The sequence below is a fragment of the Verrucomicrobiota bacterium JB022 genome (assembly GCA_030673845.1).
Classification (GTDB): domain Bacteria; phylum Verrucomicrobiota; class Verrucomicrobiia; order Opitutales; family Oceanipulchritudinaceae; genus WOUP01.
On the sequence record JAUTCQ010000015.1, the window covers coordinates 237,952 to 254,958 of the forward strand.

Consider the following 17,007-nt stretch of genomic DNA (forward strand, 5'->3'; position numbering starts at 1 on the left):
GCTTTCCTGTCTTCTCCCTATGAGCAAATGGTTGCCCCGTATCTGGATCGCGGCGCTGCTGGTGGTCTTCGCCTTTGCCGTCCCGCAATGTCTTTACACCGAGCACGGCCTCTTTAACCTCGAAGCGCAGCAATCGGCCCTCGACCCCAAGGGCATGGTAGCGCAAGACCAGGCCGACACGTTTTACCTGATCCTTTGGGTCACGCTGGGCCTCTTTGTAGTGGTGGGCGGCGCGCTGGCCTGGGTGCTGGTGAAGTTCCGCCGCCGCCCCAACGACGACCCCAATTTCATCCCGCCGCAAAGCCACGGCAATCCGCTGGTGGAGGTGGGCCTTGTCATCGTCTCCGCCGCCGTGCTGGTGGTGATCGCTTTCCCGACCTTCGCCGGCATCGTGCTGAAGGAGCGCTTGCCGGCCAAGGCCTTCGACGAAGAGCCACTCGTGATCAACGTCACCGGCTACCAATGGTGGTGGAGCTTCGAGTATCCGGAGGAAGGCGGCTTCTATACGGCCAACGAGATGGTCTTCCCGGTTGGCCGCCCGGTGCAGATCAACCTGCACGCCAATGACGTGATCCACAGCTTCTGGCTGCCCAAGCTGGCAGGCAAGAAGGACCTCATGCCCGGCCAGACCAATCACCTCTGGTTTGTGGCCGACGAAGAGGGCGAATACTGGGGGCAATGCGCCGAATATTGCGGCGACAGCCATGCCTACATGCTCTTCCGCGCACACGCCGTCTCCCCGGAGAAATACACCGAATGGCGCCGCCACCAGGCGAAGGCCACTACGGCGTCCGGCCAGGGCGGTCCGCTGCCCGCGCTGGCTCGGGAGCAATGGGTGGACCCGCAGCGAGTGGAGCAGGGGGCCCAGCTCTTTGCCGCCAACTGCGCCACCTGCCACAGCCTAGACCCGATGGTGCAGAGCCAAGGCCCCAACCTCGCCCACTTTGCCGCTCGCAGCACCATTGCCGCCGGCTGGTTTGAGAACGACTGGGAGGTCCGCGACGGCCAGGTGCACAACGAAGACCTGCACCGCTGGATCAAGGAGCCCAATGCCGTCAAGCCCGGCAACTTTATGTGGCACGGCTTCTACAGCTACGATCGCTCCACGCACGAGAACTCGCTCGTGATGGAGGGCCTGATCGAGAAAAAACTGACCGACGAGCAGGTCGATGCCCTCGTCGCCTACCTTTACAATTTGAAGTAACACCTGCCGCCTGCGCCATGGCCTCTACCCACAGCCCCGACACCCTTTCGCACCCGCAGCCCGGCTCCACGCACGACGAGCCGAAGCACACCGGCATCTGGAAACGCCCGCTGAAGCCCGACGGCCTCGTCGGCTGGCTCACCACCGTCGACCACAAGAAGATCGGCATCGCCTACGCGGTGGCCGCGCTCTTTTTCTTCCTCGTGGGCGGCGTGGAAGCGTTGCTGATCCGTCTCCAGCTCTTCCGCCCCGAGCAAGAGCTGATTACGGCGGAGACGTACAACACGCTCTTCACCATGCACGGGACGACGATGATCTTCCTGGCGGTGATGCCCCTCAGCACGGCGTTCTTCAACTACATCATGCCGTTGCAGATCGGCGCGCGCGACGTGGCCTTCCCGCGGCTCAACGCGCTCGGGCTCTGGACGTTTATCCTCGGCGGCATCCTGCTCAACCTCTCGTGGTTCTTCGGCGGGGCGCCCGATATGGGCTGGTTTGGCTACGCGCCGCTCACGGGCCGCCAGTTCAGCCCCGACATGGCGACCGACTTCTGGGTGCTCAGCCTGCAGGTGCTCGGTATCGCCTCCCTCGTCGGCTCCTTCAACTTTATCACCACCATCCTGAACATGCGCGCGCCGGGCCTCAGCATGATGCGCCTGCCACTGTTCACCTGGATGACGCTGATCACGAGCTTCCTTATCATCCTGGCCTTCCCCGCGATTACGATTGCGCTGGTCGAGCTGATGTTCGACCGCCACTTCGGCACGATGTTCTTCGACGTGCTGGGCGGGGGTAAGCCGATCCTCTGGCAACACCTTTTCTGGGTGTTCGGTCACCCGGAGGTCTACATCCTGATCCTGCCCGCGATGGGCATCATCTCGGAGGTGCTGCCGGTGTTTTCGCGCAAGCCGCTCTTCGGCTACCCGCTGGTGGTCTTCTCCGGCGCGGTCATCGGCTTCCTCGGCTTTGCGGTGTGGAGCCACCACATGTTCACGACCGGCCTCGGGGTGGTCGCCACGAGCGCCTTCGCCTTCCTCACCATGCTGATCTCGATCCCCACCGGGGTGAAGATCTTTAACTGGATCGGCACGATGTGGGGCGGTCGCATCACCTTTACCACGCCGATGCTCTTTGCGGTCGGCTTTATCTGGATGTTCATGCTCGGCGGCTTTACCGGCATCATGCACAGCTCGCCGCCCGTGGACGCCCAGCAGCAAGACACCTACTTCGTGGTGGCGCACTTCCACTACGTGCTGATCGGCGGCTCCATCTTCGCGCTCTTCTCGGGCATGTATTACTGGTTCCCGAAAGTCACCGGGCGCATGATGAGCGAGACCTGGGGCAAGCTGGTGTTCTACACTATGTTCGCGGGCTTCAACCTCGCCTTCTTCCCCATGCACATTCTCGGGATGACGGGTATGCCGCGCCGCACCCACACCTACCAGACCGAACTGGGCCTCAACGGGCCCAACCTCTGGAGCACCATCGGGGCGTTCATGCTCGGCTTTGGCGTGCTGATGTTTGTGGCACAGGTGATCTACAGCCTCAAGAAGGGCCAGAAGTCGGGCCGCGACCCTTGGGACGCGCGCACGCTGGAGTGGGTGACGGACAACCCGCCCAAGTTCTACAACTTTGCCTACACGCCCATCGTGCACGCCCGCGACCAGTTCTTCGAGAGCAAGCACGGCAAGCCCGAGCGCCGCATGGAAAAGCTGGCCCCCGACGACCACGGCATCCACATGCCCGACCAGAGCTGGTGGCCGCTGATCCTCTCGATCGGGCTCTTCATCGCCGCTTTCGGCATGGTGGTGCTCGGCCAGCCCCGCGAGGCCTTCCCGCTGATCGGCGGCATGCTGCCCGAGGGCGACTTCTCGATCTGGGAGTTTACCGTGCCGGGCCTGGCGCTGACGCTCTTTGCCGCTTTTGGCTGGGCTTATGAGGGCCCGGGCGGCTTCCACGTGCACCCGCCCGCCAGTGAAATCCAGGACGACGAAATGGGCACCGTCTTGCGCACCGCTCCGACGCGCCCCGAGCCCAACGGCCACTCCGGTCACTAAACCTCACGCAACCCTTTCTCCCGCATCTTTCATGGCACACCCCGCCTCCGCCGACCCGCTCACCGAGCTGAAGCAGACCAACACCGGCATCGAGAACAAGAAGCTCGCCATGTGGGCCTTCCTCGCGTCGGACTGCATGTTCTTCGGCACCCTCATCTCGACGCACCTCATCTACCGCCGGGTATATCCCGACGTGGTGAACCCGCCCGAGATCTTCGACATCGAGCTCACCGGCATCAGCTCGTTCGTGCTGCTCGCCTCGTCATTCTCGATGGCGCTGGCCGTCTCTTCGGCCCACAAAGGCAACCTCAAGATGGTCCGCATCGCGCTGGCGGCGACGATCTTCGGCGGGTTGGTCTTCCTTGCCGGTCAGGTCTACGAGTTCAGTCACTTCGTGCACCACAAGCACCTGACGCTCGACAGCAACATCTTCGGGTCGACCTTCTACCTGCTCACGGGCACTCACGGCACGCACGTGGCCATCGGGGTGCTCTGGCTCACGGCTCACCTGGTCCATACCTTCACCCCGTGGCATGGGAGGCAAAATGCGCTCGATATCGAGAGTACGGGCCTCTACTGGCACTTTGTGGACATCGTCTGGATCGTGATTTTCACCGCCGTCTACCTTGTTGAATACCTCAACTTCTAAGCTATGAGCCACTCTGCCCAGCCCACGATGACGCACAAGGTGGACGATCACCACCTGATCGAGGAAAACCAGAAGTACTTTACCTTCAACGCGGTTGCGATGGCGCTCGCCTTCATCACGATGATCGAGCTGGTCATCGTGTACCTGCCGATTGCCGGTTGGATCGTTTTCACCATCCTGACTGTGCTCTCGGTAGTGAAGTTTGCGGCGGTCTGCTGGTGGTTCATGCACCTGCGGTGGGATAAGATCCTGCTGACGCTGCTCTTTTGCCTGGGCCTGCTCCTGGCTGGCGGCACCGTCATCGCGCTGTTCTTCCTCTTCCAGCAAGACCCGAACGGCGCCCCGACGTTCTAGAGACGGTGAATACCTCGCCAGAACACGAAGGCGTACCGCGATAGATTCCTTTCTCCTTTGTGCCTTTGTGACCTTGGTGAGAGAACCAATCCCAGTTACATTTCTCCATGCTTCGGTGGACCCACTGGCATAACGAGCCTCTCCTGATCGGCGGCATCCTGCTGGTCGTGTGGCTCTATGCCGTGCTGGTGGGGCCGTTGCGCCGCTGGATCGACCCGGAGGTCAAGTTCCCCAAGCGAGAAGCGTGGTGGTTTGGAGCGGCGATCCTCAGCTTTTACCTCGCGGTGGGGTCCCCCCTCGATGCGGCGGGCGAGAACTTCCTGTTCAGCGCCCACATGCTGCAGCACAACATCCTGATGTACCTCACGCCGCTCTTCACCATCTGGGCACTGCCGGAGTGGCTGGTCGACGGGATTCTGGATCGTTCGCGCACGCTGCGGGTGCTGGCGCGGTTTTTTGTGCACCCCGTGGTGGCCGGGTTCCTTTTCACGGCAGTCTTCAACGGCTGGCACGCCCCCGCGCTCTACGAGCTGGCCCTGCGCCACAAGGACGTGCACACGCTCGAGCACCTGACGATGTTCGTCACTTCAGTGCTCATGTGCTGGCCGATCATTGGGCGCAGCGTGCTACTCCCCCGGCTGCATCCCGGGTTGCAGATGCTGTATCTATTCCTGCTCATGGTGGTGCAGATCCCGCTCTTCGCCATCCTCACCTTCGCGCCCGACGTCTTTTACACCACCTACGAGTATGCGCCGCGCCTCTTTGCCGCGCTCGACCCCTTGGAAGACCAGCGCCTGGGCGGCCTCATCATGAAGGTGGCCAACATGGTCTTCTCGCTCAGCTTCATCGCCTACGCCTTCATCCTCTGGCAGCGCGAGAGCGAAGACAACCTCACGCCCACGCGCGTGCGCATCGCTACGACCACGCGCCACCATATTGCCTAAGGTGGCGGGGTCGAAAAAGGGGGAGAGAGCTGCGTAACCCTCTCCCTCAACCTGCCGGTTCAGGTCCGAGGTGGATACAAGCCCTCGATGCAGATCACGAAGTTGAGACCGAGACAGGGGGGCATGATTGGGAATGGCTCTGTTTGGCCTGTTTCGTTTCCGCCTGTGTAGCCGTTTGCCACTTCAATCTCCCCGATAACGTTCGCATCGGTCGAAATTATCCCCGTCGCCGTTACGTTGACGGAGTCCGCGTGCAGGTTCACGTTCGGCGTATTTTGATTGTACGTCTCGTAGGCGTTAAAGCTGCGACCATTGTCTCCGACGGTGGCAAGGCTTGCCCCGGGGGTGGCGGCGGTCTGAGTCGCGTTTTGATCGCTGGCATTCAGCGTGGAGCTGGTGGTGATATTGACGGTGATGCCGCCGGTTTTGGCCTTCATTTCGCCAGTAGCGGCGACGGCTTGGTGAGTGTGGCGAGGCATTTGGGTCGGATCGAGCTGGGTCTCCTCCTGCCCGATCATCTGCCCCAGGAAGCGCTCCGTGAGTGCGATTCCCCTCCCGGTGCATAAGGGTAGGCGGCCACGCAGATCAGGAAGTGCGAACGTGGTGCGTCCGTCTCCTCCGTAGTTGGTGCTGAGCAGGGAATACAGGGCCTCGTTGCCAGCGATAGGAAGGATCTGGCCATAACAAAACGCCCAGCCGCGCGGGGGGTAGGTGTTGGCGCAAATCGAAATTGCGCCGAGGTAGAAACAGTCGCTAGGTCCCATAGTGTCCGTGGATTTGAGGTGGGTTTTGAAACGTTGTCTGGAGGTTTCTAAAGCAGGTGGTGCAGGATGTAGTCGACGATGGCTTCGATCTCCGATTCCGGGCTCATATAAGTGACGCCCGGCAACAGCTTATAGCCCGGCTGGTTTTCGATCGGCCCCGGGAGGATGAGTTTCACTTCCTCGTTCCCATTGAGGTAGGCATGGCTGTAGGCGCCCACGTGTTGCCAGCCCAGCTCCTGCAGAAAGGCCGGGAGGCCGTTGAGCGGCATATCCAGCTCCTTCCCGTTGGGGTCGTAAGGGGGGATCTGCCCGACCACGGTCGAGTTAGTAAAAGGCTGGTTGGGCAACATGGTGTAGGTGATGCCCGAGCTGTTCGCCCGGCCTTCAGCCTTGCCCACGATCACCTCGAGTTGGGGGGCAAGCAAAGAGCCGGGTGCCCCGTAGAGGCTTTCGATTTGCGTCATGTTGGCGGGGCTGGATGGCGCCGTCGCCCACGCATGGGGCACCACATCGAGGTGGTTCCAGTGCATCACGTTCCAGCTTGCGTAGGCAGCGTCGAGATCGGTCGAAACCGGCTTGAAGTTGTCCGCAAAATAGCCCGCAAACTGGCCATTGCCCGGGGTGGCGCCTGCCGTCGGGAAGACCAGCACCTGCCCGAACTTGCCGAGCAGACCCTTGCGCTGCAGATAAGCGGCCAGGGTGGGGGAGAGTGCGCCCGCGAGGCTGTGGCCGGTGAAAATGAGCGTGGCGGTGCCGGCATCGTCTGCCGGGATCGAGCTGAGGAAGTCGACCAGCGTCTCGCTGACCCCCAGTGCGCCCTTGTGCGGATACAGCGTGGCGATGTCTTTGACCCCAAGTGCGGTACCCTTGGAGATGTAGGGCGTAGTCGCGTCGTTGGGCCGGTCGGCGTCCTGAATGTCCTGAGGCTCGAAGGTCGTGAAATCGACCACCTTGTCGACCAACCCATCCTCAACGATCCAGTCGATCATCGAGTATGGGTTGGTGGCGGCGATGGCGACCACGTAGACTTTTTGGCCCATGATGCCCTGCCCGGCGGGTGCGGCATCCGTCGAGGAGGCGACAAAGACGGCGTTTTGTGGGATGCCGCTGTCGGTTTCCGGGCCCTTGACTAGTGGGCCCCATTCCAGCTTCCAGTTGCCGATGGTGGAGATGGAGTCGGAGCTCGGCTGGAGCACGTATGAGGCGGGCCCGGAGCCCTGCATGTCCATGATCTGAGAAAGGGCGACTTGTAACTGCTCCGTCAGCAGCTCGGCCGTGCTGCGATACGGGATCAGTTTGTTGGCGTACATCGAAAGGGTGAAGACCCGTTGGAAATAGTCCCAGGAAGGTGTAGACATCGGTTTGCTTAGTGAGAGACGAGGTGGAAGGGCCTGCGGCGAACGCTTGGTAGCTGCGGGACGCCGGGCCGGCAGATTTGAAATCCAACGCCTAATATAGTCAAGGTTATCCCTCTATTTATTGAGGCGCTTGTTTTGGCCGACTGCGCAGTGAGGTCCATAACGATCAAGCGACGGTGGCTTTCACTTGAGCTGGGGGGAGAAATGCGTATTATGAGCATACGCCCCTAACCCCCATGAAGACTCTACGCTCCCTCCTTTTTGCCGCCGCATGCCTGCTGGGCACTCTTCACGCGGCCACCCCCGAAGGCTTTACGCCGCCCAAGCTGCAAAACGCCGACGCCATCCGCTACCCCGATCAGTTGACGCGCTACGGCATCTTTGAAGGCTCGGTGGTGTTGCAGCTCGAAATCGACTCCAATGGCAGCTTGACCGATTGGCTGGCGCTGGCGGCAACACACGAGGGCTTTGTCGACCACCTGCGGCACCGCATCGGCGATTGGCGCTTCAAGGCGGCGCGCGAAGACGGCGAGCCGGTCGTAAGCGGGCTGCTCGTGCGGGTCGATTTCCGTTACAACGACGTCATCAGCCTCAGCGTGGGCGAGATGGCGGGCGCCTTCATCAACAGCCTGGGGCCCACCGCGCAGACCAAATCGCGCGTGGCCAAGCTCACCCAACTCGACCAGCCGCTGGAGCCGCTCCACGTCGTCGAGCCGCAAGCCATCGCGCCTCAAGGCAGCCGTCTCGACGGCCACGCCACCGTCAGCTTTTACGTCGACGAGCAAGGCCACGTGCGCCTACCCGTCGTCACCGATTGGGAAGGCGACCTCACCCTCATCTCCACCGCCTATACGGCACTGCTCGACTGGCGCTTCGAGCCCCCCACCATCAACGGCCGCCCCACCATCGTCCAAGCACGCCAGCGGTTTAACTTTTCGCCGGTAGAGTAGGCCTTCCTACCTCCCTGCCACCGCGTCAAAATCCACGCGTTCGAAGACCTCGAGCTTGCCGCCGCGGGTGGCGTTGGCGATGCGGATGCCGTGGAGCTCGCAATAGGTGCGCGCGTGGCGGTAGGCGATCTCCTGCTCTTCCAGGCGCGGGCCTTTGAAGATGTCGCCCGGCTGGTAATAGTCTTTGCTGAAGTGGCTCTGCTGCCCGGCGGCGACATGGATCTCGTAGTTGCCGAAGCGCTTGGTGTCGTCCGTCTTGGGCGGGGGCGGGTAGTTGAAGTCGATCCCTAGCAGGTAGATCTCCTTTACGCCCATCCAGACGGCAAACTGGATCATGTGGTAGGTGACGGTCTGCCCCTCCCATGAACCGGCGAGCAGGTTGTGCGAAAACGGCGTATCGTCGCGCGGCTCCCGGGGCTGCAGGCGGTGGAAAAACGTCGCACCATGATAACGCGGGATGTGGTGCAGCAAGTCGTAGGGGTAGAAGCGCGGCTCCTGCAGGTGGGGCAGCTCACGGATGCAGTTGAGCGCCGAAAGCTCGTCGGCCACGAAGTAGTAACTGGGCCGCCAAGGCGTCTCCTTGTAAGCCACGAAGATCTTGTTGGCGGCGAAGCACACCTCGCCCTGCAGGCGGTCGAGATCGGTCGTGCGGAGGCTCGGCCCGTTGCCGATTATGAAGGCGCGCTGCCCCGCGTGCTTGCCCTTCAGGTCGAGCAGACGAAAGTCGTTATCCGAAAAAGGCACGCCCGCGAGCTGCATCCGGTGGTGCAGGCCATTGCCCGCCCCGGCTACCCGACGCGCTCCCGCTCGGGCCACCCGACACCCCAATCGCCATGGAGACAGCAATAGACCACTCATGGCGCGCATCATAGCCCTTGCCTGAGCCGAGGCAAGGCGGCAAGGAAGCGGGCGGCGGGCAAAACTCTATTTCGGCACCACCGCGTCGAAGTCCACGCGCGGGAAAACATCCAGTTTGCCCCCGCGGCTGGCGTTGGCGATCTTCCAGTCGCGCTGATCCATCTCGCGTCGGGCAGCCCGGTAAGCTGCATACTGCTTGCTCACCAGCGGCTCCAGGTAACGCTGGTTGGGCTCGAAATAGTTGGGGAGAAAGTGGTTGCGCGAATCCTGTTGCTCGCGGATCGTGTATTCGCCCGACTGCCGGGCCACCGCGTCGTTGGCATACTGGTAATCCCAGTCGACCCCCAGCAGGTAGATCTCCTTGATACCCATGAAGACCGCCCACTGCAGGCAGTCGTAGGTGACGGTGCAGCCCGTGCTTACGCGCGCCTGCGGCTGATAGGAAAAGGGTGGGGGCTCCTCGTCGGCCGGAGGCGGGCTCTTGCGGAAAAACAGCGCCTTCGGGTCTTCGCGGTAGTGCTCGAACAGGTCAAACGCGAACAGTTTCTGCGGCCCTTGGGCGGCCATCACCAGCGGGCGGAAATTTTCCGCGTTGAGGTGGTCGACCATCACATAATAAGTCGGCCGCCAATCCGTCTGATCAAAGGCCTTGACGATGCCGTTGGTCGCGAAGGTGATCTCGCCCCGCAGCCGCTCCAGGTCGGCGATGCGCAGGCTCGGCCCGTTGCCGATCACAAACGCCCGCTGCCCCCGGTGCTTGCCCTTGAGCGCGGCCAGCTGCTGCCAGTTGCGGCGCTGCTGCAGCTCCAGCTCCCGCCCCATCTCCTGACGGCGCAGGTGCCACTGGTGTTTGATCTGGCGTAAAAACTGGATCATAGCGCGACCTCGCGGGCAAACCTATCACGTTGCCACGACTTTTTCTTGCCAACCCGCCAGAAAAAGTCGATCCTTTACGTTTTGGTGCACACTACGTCCTCGCACCAAAACCCTGTCACGGAGAGATGCCGGAGTGGACGAACGGGTCTGACTCGAAATCAGAAGTGCCCGCAAGGGTACCGGGGGTTCGAATCCCTCTCTCTCCGCCAGGTTTCTAAATCATTAGCCCGCAAGTAATTGCGGGTTTTGTTGTTTCTGGGAAGTGCCTATCTAAGAATGAAACTAAGAATATGGCGTCGAGAGGCGAGGGACGGCGTGAATCACGATTTGCCTATCCAAAGCCAATTCGTGTCGTGCAGGAGCTAATTCTGCGACTATGCTTGAGCTCCGGCCTCCCTTACTTTCGTGCTGCTGACGGACGCAACATATTCTTCCCTTTGCTTGTGCAGCTCGCCAAACGTCGGTGGGGGCTCAGATGGGAGATAGTATTTGTCGGCGTAGTTTTTGAAACGAATTAAATCGGCTCTGCCAAATGTGGTATAGAGTAGAAACTCTGGTAAAAATGCGCCGCTTTGGAGTAGCGGTTTTATTTTTTTTATAAATCCAGGCTTTGCGCTCTTGAGAATGTATTCAAACGTATCTTTGTATGTAATTTCTCGGCGATGAGGAAACATCAATTTTGTTGACCACTCAGTATGGTTTCTCAAGTAAATTTCAGGTATAAGAAAGTTCCCATTCTTTTTGGCGCAAGCTTGCACTAAGTTTGATAAATATGACGTTCTGTTTACATGGCTAATGAATTCGTTCCATGTTGAATGGGTTGCCTTTTTAGATAGGTAGGTAAGGTTGTTTAAGACCCTGCAATATAACATAGTTCCCAGCGCGATGTCCACGGGCAATAGAGAGCATGTCAATGCGTATGTACCGGTTTCGAAAAACGCGTGGGCTATTGTGTTGGTGCAGCCATAGAGGGGTGCGCCCCAGCATGAGCTAAGGATTACTAGAGGGATCTGTGGGAACTGATCGGCGACTATATCTCCCGTTAATCTATCACTGCCAATCTGCAATTCGGTTCCGGTTTCGTTCGAAGTATATCTTCCGTGTGTATCGAGGATTAGAAGTTGAGGTCTGAATGCATTTATCTCTGTTATTAAGGAATCCAAAGTGTCGCAGTAGCAAAGGCGCCATGGCCCTTTGAGTGATTTGGTCGCCTTTGCGAATACTTGTCCAATCGGATCGTCTGGCGATGTGCCACAAACGACAAGAGTTTTAGATGGTAGATCCTCTCCGATTTCAAAGTAGCTATGTAGGTTTCTGTTAAAATGGTTAAGGATGTTTGTAGGACCGGTTTCGGGAATGCGACATACGTCTTTAAGGAAGGATAAAGGAACGCCGTTGAGTCTAGTCCATTCAATGGGTAAGTCCGAAATAGCGACTATAGATGTTGTATTTTTCTGTATTTCAATTGCTGTCTCCGTTGCAATCGCATTGGCTAGCAAACTTCCAGTTCTGGCTATCCTGCGGTGAACAGATTTGGGGGTCGGATTGGATGGGTATTTGTCTGGATGAAAATAGCTTAGGGCATCGTTTAAGGAAGAACCTTTTAGTGGTAGGCGTAGGTAGGGAGAGCATTCAAAGCTGCTGTGCAAATAGCCAACAAAATCTATATAGTTAGCGTAGTCTGCTTTGGCTTCCATTGCATATATGGCTATTTCAGGTAAAGGTTCTTCAGTGCCTATTCGCTCAGTAGTACATAAGTAAGTAGCGTGGTCTTGTTCCAGCAGTCTTAGGTGCTTGAATATTCTGAACTGTTCCTTTAGTTCGGGCGGAAACTCTCTATGCAAAGATCTTATCCATTCGACGAAGTTGCGGTTGATGGAAGGGGATGCAATGATTGAAGAACAGACCCGTTGTTGAAGTTTTTCATTCTCTCTTGGGCGAATAATCTGAAAGAGCGCATCTTTGGTTAAGTGATGGGTTTGTGCTAGGTGATATGTTCTGCTGCTTATATCGTTGTTGGGTATATTCCATCGAAAGCTGAAAGCTCCGAAGAGTTGCATAATTTGGTGAAGGTTGTTTGAGCAAGCGCGAAAGTCTAAGGTTGAATTGTACTGGTGGAAGTCTAGGAAGGCCGAGAGTTCTTTGTTGTTTGTTGCGTTTGATTCGTCCCAATTAGAGTCTTCTATCGTTGCTGCTTGAGCGCTAATGAATTGTAATATTTCTTGGAGGTTTGATGCGCTAGGTATGTTGTGTCGGCGGCAGTGCTCGGTAAGCTGATTGTTCAGGTCCTTTTTCGCGCTTGGTACTATTATAACGGGTGCTCGTGCGGATTTTATTGTATCTATATGAGCGAATACGTCGCATGCGCAAAGTATTACGTAAGATCCTATTGGATAGGATAGTGTTTGATGGAGTGCTATGTCTAGATCTTCCTTGAAAATACAGCCGAAGTTAACGGGATCTGGCCAGCCGTATGATGCGAGCATTCTTTGGTAGCTAATTGGCTGGTTTATTTGAAGAAGATTCTTGGGCAGTCTAGGTATGTAGCTCAGATGATGATGTCTGAGATCGTCAGGTACTTCTATGGTTATTGTGGGTTTTTCACAGATTAGGTAGTAATGAATAGAGGTGTTGTTAACGCGACTTATATGAGTGTCGGGGTGTAGCTTCTGCAGATTTAGTTCTGGCATTGGATTTGGCCTCTCGCCGAGTAGTGGAAAGATATTAGATCGTCGGCAAGAAGCCCCGAGTCGGCATCGCAAACAAGCACTTTCCGCTGCTGCGTTCAGCCCAGAGCTCGCCGACCTTGGCCTTCTCTTGCTGGTCAATGTTAGAAGCCAAATGCGCGCCTTTGTATTCGACGACCATGATTCGCCCGTCGTGGAGTTGGACGAGGAAGTCGGGGTAAAACTTGTTGCGGGAGGTTGGCAGCCAGAAGGCGCCGGCTTTGCGCTCTACGTTTCGGATCCACCATTTTACCTTTGGGTGGTTGTCGATCCACTGGGCGCATTCAAATTCCTCTCCGCTGCTTTTGAGGTTCCCGATTTGACGGAAGAAGTGCTTCTGGAATTTGAAGTAGCCGCTATAGGCGTAATCAAAGGCGTAGCGTCCTTGGCGGAAGGCGAAGGCGGGATCGTCGTTTTGTTCGACGGTGATCATGCCGGGTAGGGCCGCCCATTCTTCGAAGACCTGCTGGCGAACCTTCTCCAAGCCTGCCTTCAGCTTCTCTTCGATGGCTTTTCTTAGGCGGAATTTACGAAAAGCGAGCTCTTCAATGCTTAGGCCACGATGTTCGGTCAACTCTTGAAGCACCCTGAGCAGCCAAGCTCTCTTTTGGTCTTGGGTAACGTAGGAGAATGTAGTATTGCGGTCAATCCAAGAAGTGAGCGCCAAGATATCCCAGCCTTTTTCGGTCAGGAGAGCGCTTAGCTGAGCTTCCATCCGTTCATATTCAGAGGCCGTGACAGTCTCCTCTTGCGTGATACTCAAGCGTGCCCGTTGTAGGTCCTCCGTCTTGGTCGGAAACTCTGCTTCAGTCAGGATGGGGTCAAAGGTGGAGATTTCCCAGTCGCCCTGAAGAAGTGAATCCGGCTCAAGCTTACCTGAAAAATCTCCTTGGTGATATATGAGCGTTGGGAGGCTCCAAGCTTCTCCCGCATCGCTCGGAGTCTTCTTAAATGCTGGGAGAGCAAGAGGGGCTAGAGTGTCGATCTGGTTGGCAAGATTGTCCTGAGATTGCTTAGATGGCATCGCTGCGATCAGCTTCTTGCGGAACTGAGCAGTAATAGGCCCGCGCACTACCATCCGTCCTGTTTCGGGCGTTAGCTCGACTCGTTTTTGCTCGGTGCTGCTAAGGGCGGTGAGATTGGGTAAAATCATGCGCCCGTTTTCCTGCGACAGCTCGAAGGGCGTTTCCTCCGGTTCCTTTGGCGAGCCAAGCTCGATCTGATACGCCGGGCGAATCAGGTCTTTGGCTTCCATCCGCTCAAAGCCGTTTTGGACGAGGCCGTCTCTCAGGCTTCCCAGGACGGCACTAAATTGGTTGGAGCAAGCGTAGGCGTAGGCGCGATTCAAGCGCTCCGTTTGCTTCCGCTTGACGTGTGGCATGCGCAGGATTCGGCCCACAAGCTGTTCGATGGCCGTAGAGCTGGCACTGTCGCGGAATGTCATCAGCACATAGGCGGTCGGGCAGTCCCAACCTTCCCGGAGCTTGTCGACTGTGATGATGATACGAGGAAAGTCGAAATCGCCGATCCGCCTCTTTCCGAGCTCATCGGTTTTGCCGGTCACAATCGCGATCTCAGCTTCCGAGACGCCGAAGTTGCTCACCAGCTCTTGCTTGACTCGTTCGGGAGTCATGGTCTCGCGATTTGAATAAGATTTGTCCGCCTGAATGAGCAGGGTAGGGCGGATATCCTCGCCCGTAAGCTTGGCCTCGCTCTGGGCATCATGCTCCAGGGCGTTGCGCTGCGCAAGGGCTTCACGCAATACGACTTGCCAGTCTTCTTGAACTGCAACCTCTAAGGGCAGCTTCAGCATGTCTTCAGCTTGAAGGACGCTTGCCGAGATACTTTGCAGCACATTGCTAGGATTGGTCGCTCTGTCAGGCGTCGCTGTCAGCTCCAATACCGCACAAGGGCGGAAATGGCTGATCGTATCCAGCGCCAAAGGAGTTCCTTGATTGTGCGCTTCATCTACGACGACAAATGGCCGTCTGAGGCGAAGCATATCCACAAAAGAATGCTGGCCTTTGGCGGCCGCATCCGGAATGCCGGAGAAGTGCGCCATTAGATCCCCGTTCTCCTTATAGACATTCAAGCTGCCGGTATCGTCTCGCTTAAAGGCGGCCATCGTGCTCACGACGATCACGTGGCTGCTGTCCAACGTGGCGGGTTGAATACGGACCGCTTCGGAGACTTCCATCACCGTAAATTCTCCTAGCGAATCGCGGATGCTCCGTCGTATAGGGGAGGCGGGATCTTTGAGGACGGCAAGTGTTTGTTCGCGGATGGGCTCGGTTGGGACAAGCCATAGCGTCAGGCTATAGTCGCTGGGCAAGTAGTGGCGGCAAACTCGTTCGATGGCGTGCCCCGCGATAAAGGTCTTCCCGCCACCTGTGGGGACGCGCAAGCAAACAAAAGGCGTTTCGGATGCTGCGGAATTGCTTTCCCGGTTGGGTAAGGGACGATAAGGGATGCCTACTCCGAAATGTTTCCGTGTTTCGGCCTCAAAGGCTGCTCCGGGATCTCCAAGGGTGCGGCATGCGTCCAAATAGTTCGCAAAGTCTTCGAGCAGGTTCGATTGGTAGTGCTTTAGTTGCATGTCCGCTAGCGGTGGAGGTCGTAAGGAGTTTGCTTGAAGATGATGCCAGCTTCTTGCAGGCGGGCGGCTGGGACGCGATTGCCAGCGGCGTAGATCACGCGGGGGCCGTCATGAGGCGGGAGGGATGCAAGAATCGCTGAAGTCAGGATATTGCCGCCGCTCGGCTTGCGATCTTTGAGAATGCCGTTGAAGAGCAGGTAGATACCTCGCTTGTCGTGAACTCCCAGTAGAGGGGAGGTGGCTTTTGTGCCCGTATAGCCTACGCCGGTTTCAATAAACCAAACATATTCGGCAAGCTGAGCAAAGGTGACGTCGTCTCGTATCGCACCGCTTGGCTGGAACAGTGGTTCATTGCTCAAGCGGCAGTATTGGAAGCCGCTGCCAAGCCCTTCTACTCGGTTGCCTTTGCTGTCGGTGTAGCCCTCTACGACGCGCCGCACGCGCTCAGCCGTAACATCGCGTGCGATATTGGGCTCCATCTCCACCAGGATGAATTTTCGGTCCCCTTGGTCTTCTGCATTCTGCTTCAAGACGGCGTGCGCAGTCGTTCCACTTCCGGCAAAGCTGTCGAGGATGAGGGAAGGGCCGTCGCTCGCAATTTGTAGAATTCGCTGAATGAGGCGAGTGGGTTTTGGGGTAATAAATACATCATTCGAGCTTTCAAAAGAAACAAGTTGGAGAAGCTCTTTTTTTGCTTCTTGTGTGTTCCCTACATCCTGATGAAACCACAGTGTTTGGGGTACTACTCCTTGCTTTACCTCTGAAAGAAACCGTTTCAGTCGAGGCATATTGTTACCTGTGGGTCCCCACCAAATGCGTTGTTCAGCATCTAGTTGAGCGAATTTCTGCTTGGAAAATCGCCAATACATGCCTTTGCCCGGTCCTTCTATAACGCGACCTGATGGGCAGGTGATTGAATATGTGCCCTCTGAGTAGTAGTTCCGGGCTTGTATGTCTCCCGAAGTCCACGGTCCTCTGTGATCGTTGTCAGGGTTTTTATATCTAGATATTGCTGATTCAGCTCGTTGAATAAGATTCGGTCGCCATTTTTCAGCATTCAGTGAATATAGTACTATATAATCGTGGTCTTCTGAAAGATACTTTGCGCTGTTTTTGGGTGAAAAGATCTTTTGCCACAGAATAGTCGCGATGAAATTGTCTCGCCCAAAGATTTCATCCATCAAGATGCGAAGTGTGGCGACTTCGTTATCGTCGATGGATATAAAGATGGCTCCGTCTTCACTCAGAAATTTTCTGAGCAATTGAAGGCGCGGATACATCATGCAGAGCCACTTATCATGGCGGCTCAAGTCCTCTGCTTCCTTGCCTACCGTTCTACCAAGCCAGCGCTTAATCTCTGGCGCATTGACATTGTCGTTGTAGACCCAGCTTTCATTGCCGGTGTTGTAAGGTGGGTCGATGTAGATGCACTTCACTTTGCCTGCGTAGCGGGGAAGTAATGCCTGAAGGGCTAAGAGGTTGTCGCCTTCGACAATCAAGTTGCCGTCTTCATCTCCGCAACTGAGCTCTTTGGCTGGCTCCAAAAGGTGGGTTGGGACCTCCTTCAGGTGGTTGCGGACTGCTGACTTACCTATCCAGTTTAACTCCGGCATTCTCCGGTTATCACCGCTTCTGGGTGCGATGTGAAGCCCGGAGTAAAACGATTTGTGG

At 57.2% G+C, this 17,007-nt stretch carries 13 protein-coding genes and 1 tRNA gene; 7 read left to right on the forward strand and 7 right to left on the reverse strand.

Annotated elements, in window-relative coordinates; genetic code table 11:
• Positions 1–19 precede the first annotated feature (19 nt).
• The 5 genes from coxB to Q7P63_11600 all read left to right on the forward strand — a co-directional run bounded on the left by coxB (position 20) and on the right by Q7P63_11600 (position 5,208).
• Positions 20–1,204, forward strand: a complete 1,185-nt coding sequence (coxB, locus tag Q7P63_11580) for a cytochrome c oxidase subunit II (protein MDP0500726.1) — start codon at positions 20–22, stop codon at positions 1,202–1,204.
• A gap of 17 nt (positions 1,205–1,221) precedes the next feature.
• Positions 1,222–3,261: a cytochrome c oxidase subunit I gene (ctaD, locus tag Q7P63_11585; GenBank protein MDP0500727.1), complete on the forward strand. Its 2,040-nt coding sequence runs from the start codon at positions 1,222–1,224 to the stop codon at positions 3,259–3,261.
• 31 nt (positions 3,262–3,292) lie between these two features.
• Complete coding sequence (locus tag Q7P63_11590) at positions 3,293–3,910, forward strand: heme-copper oxidase subunit III (GenBank protein ID MDP0500728.1); 618 nt, start codon at positions 3,293–3,295, stop codon at positions 3,908–3,910.
• Between the two features lie 3 nt (positions 3,911–3,913).
• Positions 3,914–4,264, forward strand: coding sequence for a cytochrome C oxidase subunit IV family protein (locus Q7P63_11595; GenBank protein MDP0500729.1), 351 nt, complete (start codon positions 3,914–3,916; stop codon positions 4,262–4,264).
• A gap of 107 nt (positions 4,265–4,371) precedes the next feature.
• Positions 4,372–5,208 carry a cytochrome c oxidase assembly protein gene (locus Q7P63_11600; GenBank protein MDP0500730.1) on the forward strand — a complete coding sequence of 279 codons (837 nt, stop codon included), beginning with the start codon at positions 4,372–4,374 and terminating at the stop codon, positions 5,206–5,208.
• 59 nt (positions 5,209–5,267) lie between these two features.
• On the opposite strand, the gene Q7P63_11605 is transcribed toward Q7P63_11600, so the two are convergent.
• Positions 5,268–5,972, reverse strand: coding sequence for a tail fiber protein (locus tag Q7P63_11605; protein ID MDP0500731.1), 705 nt, complete (start codon positions 5,970–5,972; stop codon positions 5,268–5,270).
• A 47-nt stretch (positions 5,973–6,019) separates the two neighbouring features.
• Positions 6,020–7,330 (reverse strand): hypothetical protein, encoded by a 1,311-nt coding sequence (locus Q7P63_11610; GenBank protein ID MDP0500732.1) that lies wholly within the window; start codon positions 7,328–7,330, stop codon positions 6,020–6,022.
• Between the two features lie 236 nt (positions 7,331–7,566).
• Between Q7P63_11610 and Q7P63_11615 the strand changes: the two genes are divergently transcribed.
• Positions 7,567–8,280 (forward strand): energy transducer TonB, encoded by a 714-nt coding sequence (locus tag Q7P63_11615; protein MDP0500733.1) that lies wholly within the window; start codon positions 7,567–7,569, stop codon positions 8,278–8,280.
• A gap of 6 nt (positions 8,281–8,286) precedes the next feature.
• Here Q7P63_11615 and Q7P63_11620 read toward each other — a convergent pair whose 3' ends face one another.
• A complete protein-coding gene (locus tag Q7P63_11620; GenBank protein MDP0500734.1) occupies positions 8,287–9,138 on the reverse strand; it encodes a DUF115 domain-containing protein in 852 nt (283 codons plus the stop codon).
• Between the two features lie 66 nt (positions 9,139–9,204).
• Positions 9,205–10,014: a DUF115 domain-containing protein gene (locus Q7P63_11625; protein ID MDP0500735.1), complete on the reverse strand. Its 810-nt coding sequence runs from the start codon at positions 10,012–10,014 to the stop codon at positions 9,205–9,207.
• Between the two features lie 119 nt (positions 10,015–10,133).
• Between Q7P63_11625 and Q7P63_11630 the strand changes: the two genes are divergently transcribed.
• Positions 10,134–10,223: transfer RNA gene (locus Q7P63_11630), tRNA-Ser, on the forward strand.
• Between the two features lie 165 nt (positions 10,224–10,388).
• Here the strand turns inward: Q7P63_11630 and Q7P63_11635 are convergent.
• Genes Q7P63_11635 through Q7P63_11645 form a run of 3 tightly spaced genes read right to left on the reverse strand, consistent with a single transcriptional unit; the run spans position 10,389 to position 16,949 of the window.
• On the reverse strand, positions 10,389–12,704 hold the full coding sequence (locus Q7P63_11635) for a hypothetical protein (protein ID MDP0500736.1): 2,316 nt from the start codon (positions 12,702–12,704) through the stop codon (positions 10,389–10,391).
• A 34-nt stretch (positions 12,705–12,738) separates the two neighbouring features.
• Positions 12,739–15,336 carry a DEAD/DEAH box helicase family protein gene (locus Q7P63_11640; protein MDP0500737.1) on the reverse strand — a complete coding sequence of 866 codons (2,598 nt, stop codon included), beginning with the start codon at positions 15,334–15,336 and terminating at the stop codon, positions 12,739–12,741.
• 5 nt (positions 15,337–15,341) lie between these two features.
• Entirely contained in the window at positions 15,342–16,949 is a 1,608-nt protein-coding gene (locus tag Q7P63_11645) for a site-specific DNA-methyltransferase (GenBank protein MDP0500738.1), read from the reverse strand.
• Positions 16,950–17,007 lie beyond the last annotated feature (58 nt).

Bases quoted from the DNA above. Each gene is read 5' to 3' on its own strand.
- coxB (MDP0500726.1), top strand. From the start codon at position 20: ATGAGCAAATGGTTGCCCCGTATCTGGATCGCGGCGCTGCTGGTGGTC.
- ctaD (MDP0500727.1), top strand. From the start codon at position 1,222: ATGGCCTCTACCCACAGCCCCGACACCCTTTCGCACCCGCAGCCCGGC.
- Q7P63_11590 (MDP0500728.1), top strand. From the start codon at position 3,293: ATGGCACACCCCGCCTCCGCCGACCCGCTCACCGAGCTGAAGCAGACC.
- Q7P63_11595 (MDP0500729.1), top strand. From the start codon at position 3,914: ATGAGCCACTCTGCCCAGCCCACGATGACGCACAAGGTGGACGATCAC.
- Q7P63_11600 (MDP0500730.1), top strand. From the start codon at position 4,372: ATGCTTCGGTGGACCCACTGGCATAACGAGCCTCTCCTGATCGGCGGC.
- Q7P63_11605 (MDP0500731.1), bottom strand. From the start codon at position 5,972: ATGGGACCTAGCGACTGTTTCTACCTCGGCGCAATTTCGATTTGCGCC.
- Q7P63_11610 (MDP0500732.1), bottom strand. From the start codon at position 7,330: ATGTCTACACCTTCCTGGGACTATTTCCAACGGGTCTTCACCCTTTCG.
- Q7P63_11615 (MDP0500733.1), top strand. From the start codon at position 7,567: ATGAAGACTCTACGCTCCCTCCTTTTTGCCGCCGCATGCCTGCTGGGC.
- Q7P63_11620 (MDP0500734.1), bottom strand. From the start codon at position 9,138: ATGAGTGGTCTATTGCTGTCTCCATGGCGATTGGGGTGTCGGGTGGCC.
- Q7P63_11625 (MDP0500735.1), bottom strand. From the start codon at position 10,014: ATGATCCAGTTTTTACGCCAGATCAAACACCAGTGGCACCTGCGCCGT.
- Q7P63_11635 (MDP0500736.1), bottom strand. From the start codon at position 12,704: ATGCCAGAACTAAATCTGCAGAAGCTACACCCCGACACTCATATAAGT.
- Q7P63_11640 (MDP0500737.1), bottom strand. From the start codon at position 15,336: ATGCAACTAAAGCACTACCAATCGAACCTGCTCGAAGACTTTGCGAAC.
- Q7P63_11645 (MDP0500738.1), bottom strand. From the start codon at position 16,949: ATGCCGGAGTTAAACTGGATAGGTAAGTCAGCAGTCCGCAACCACCTG.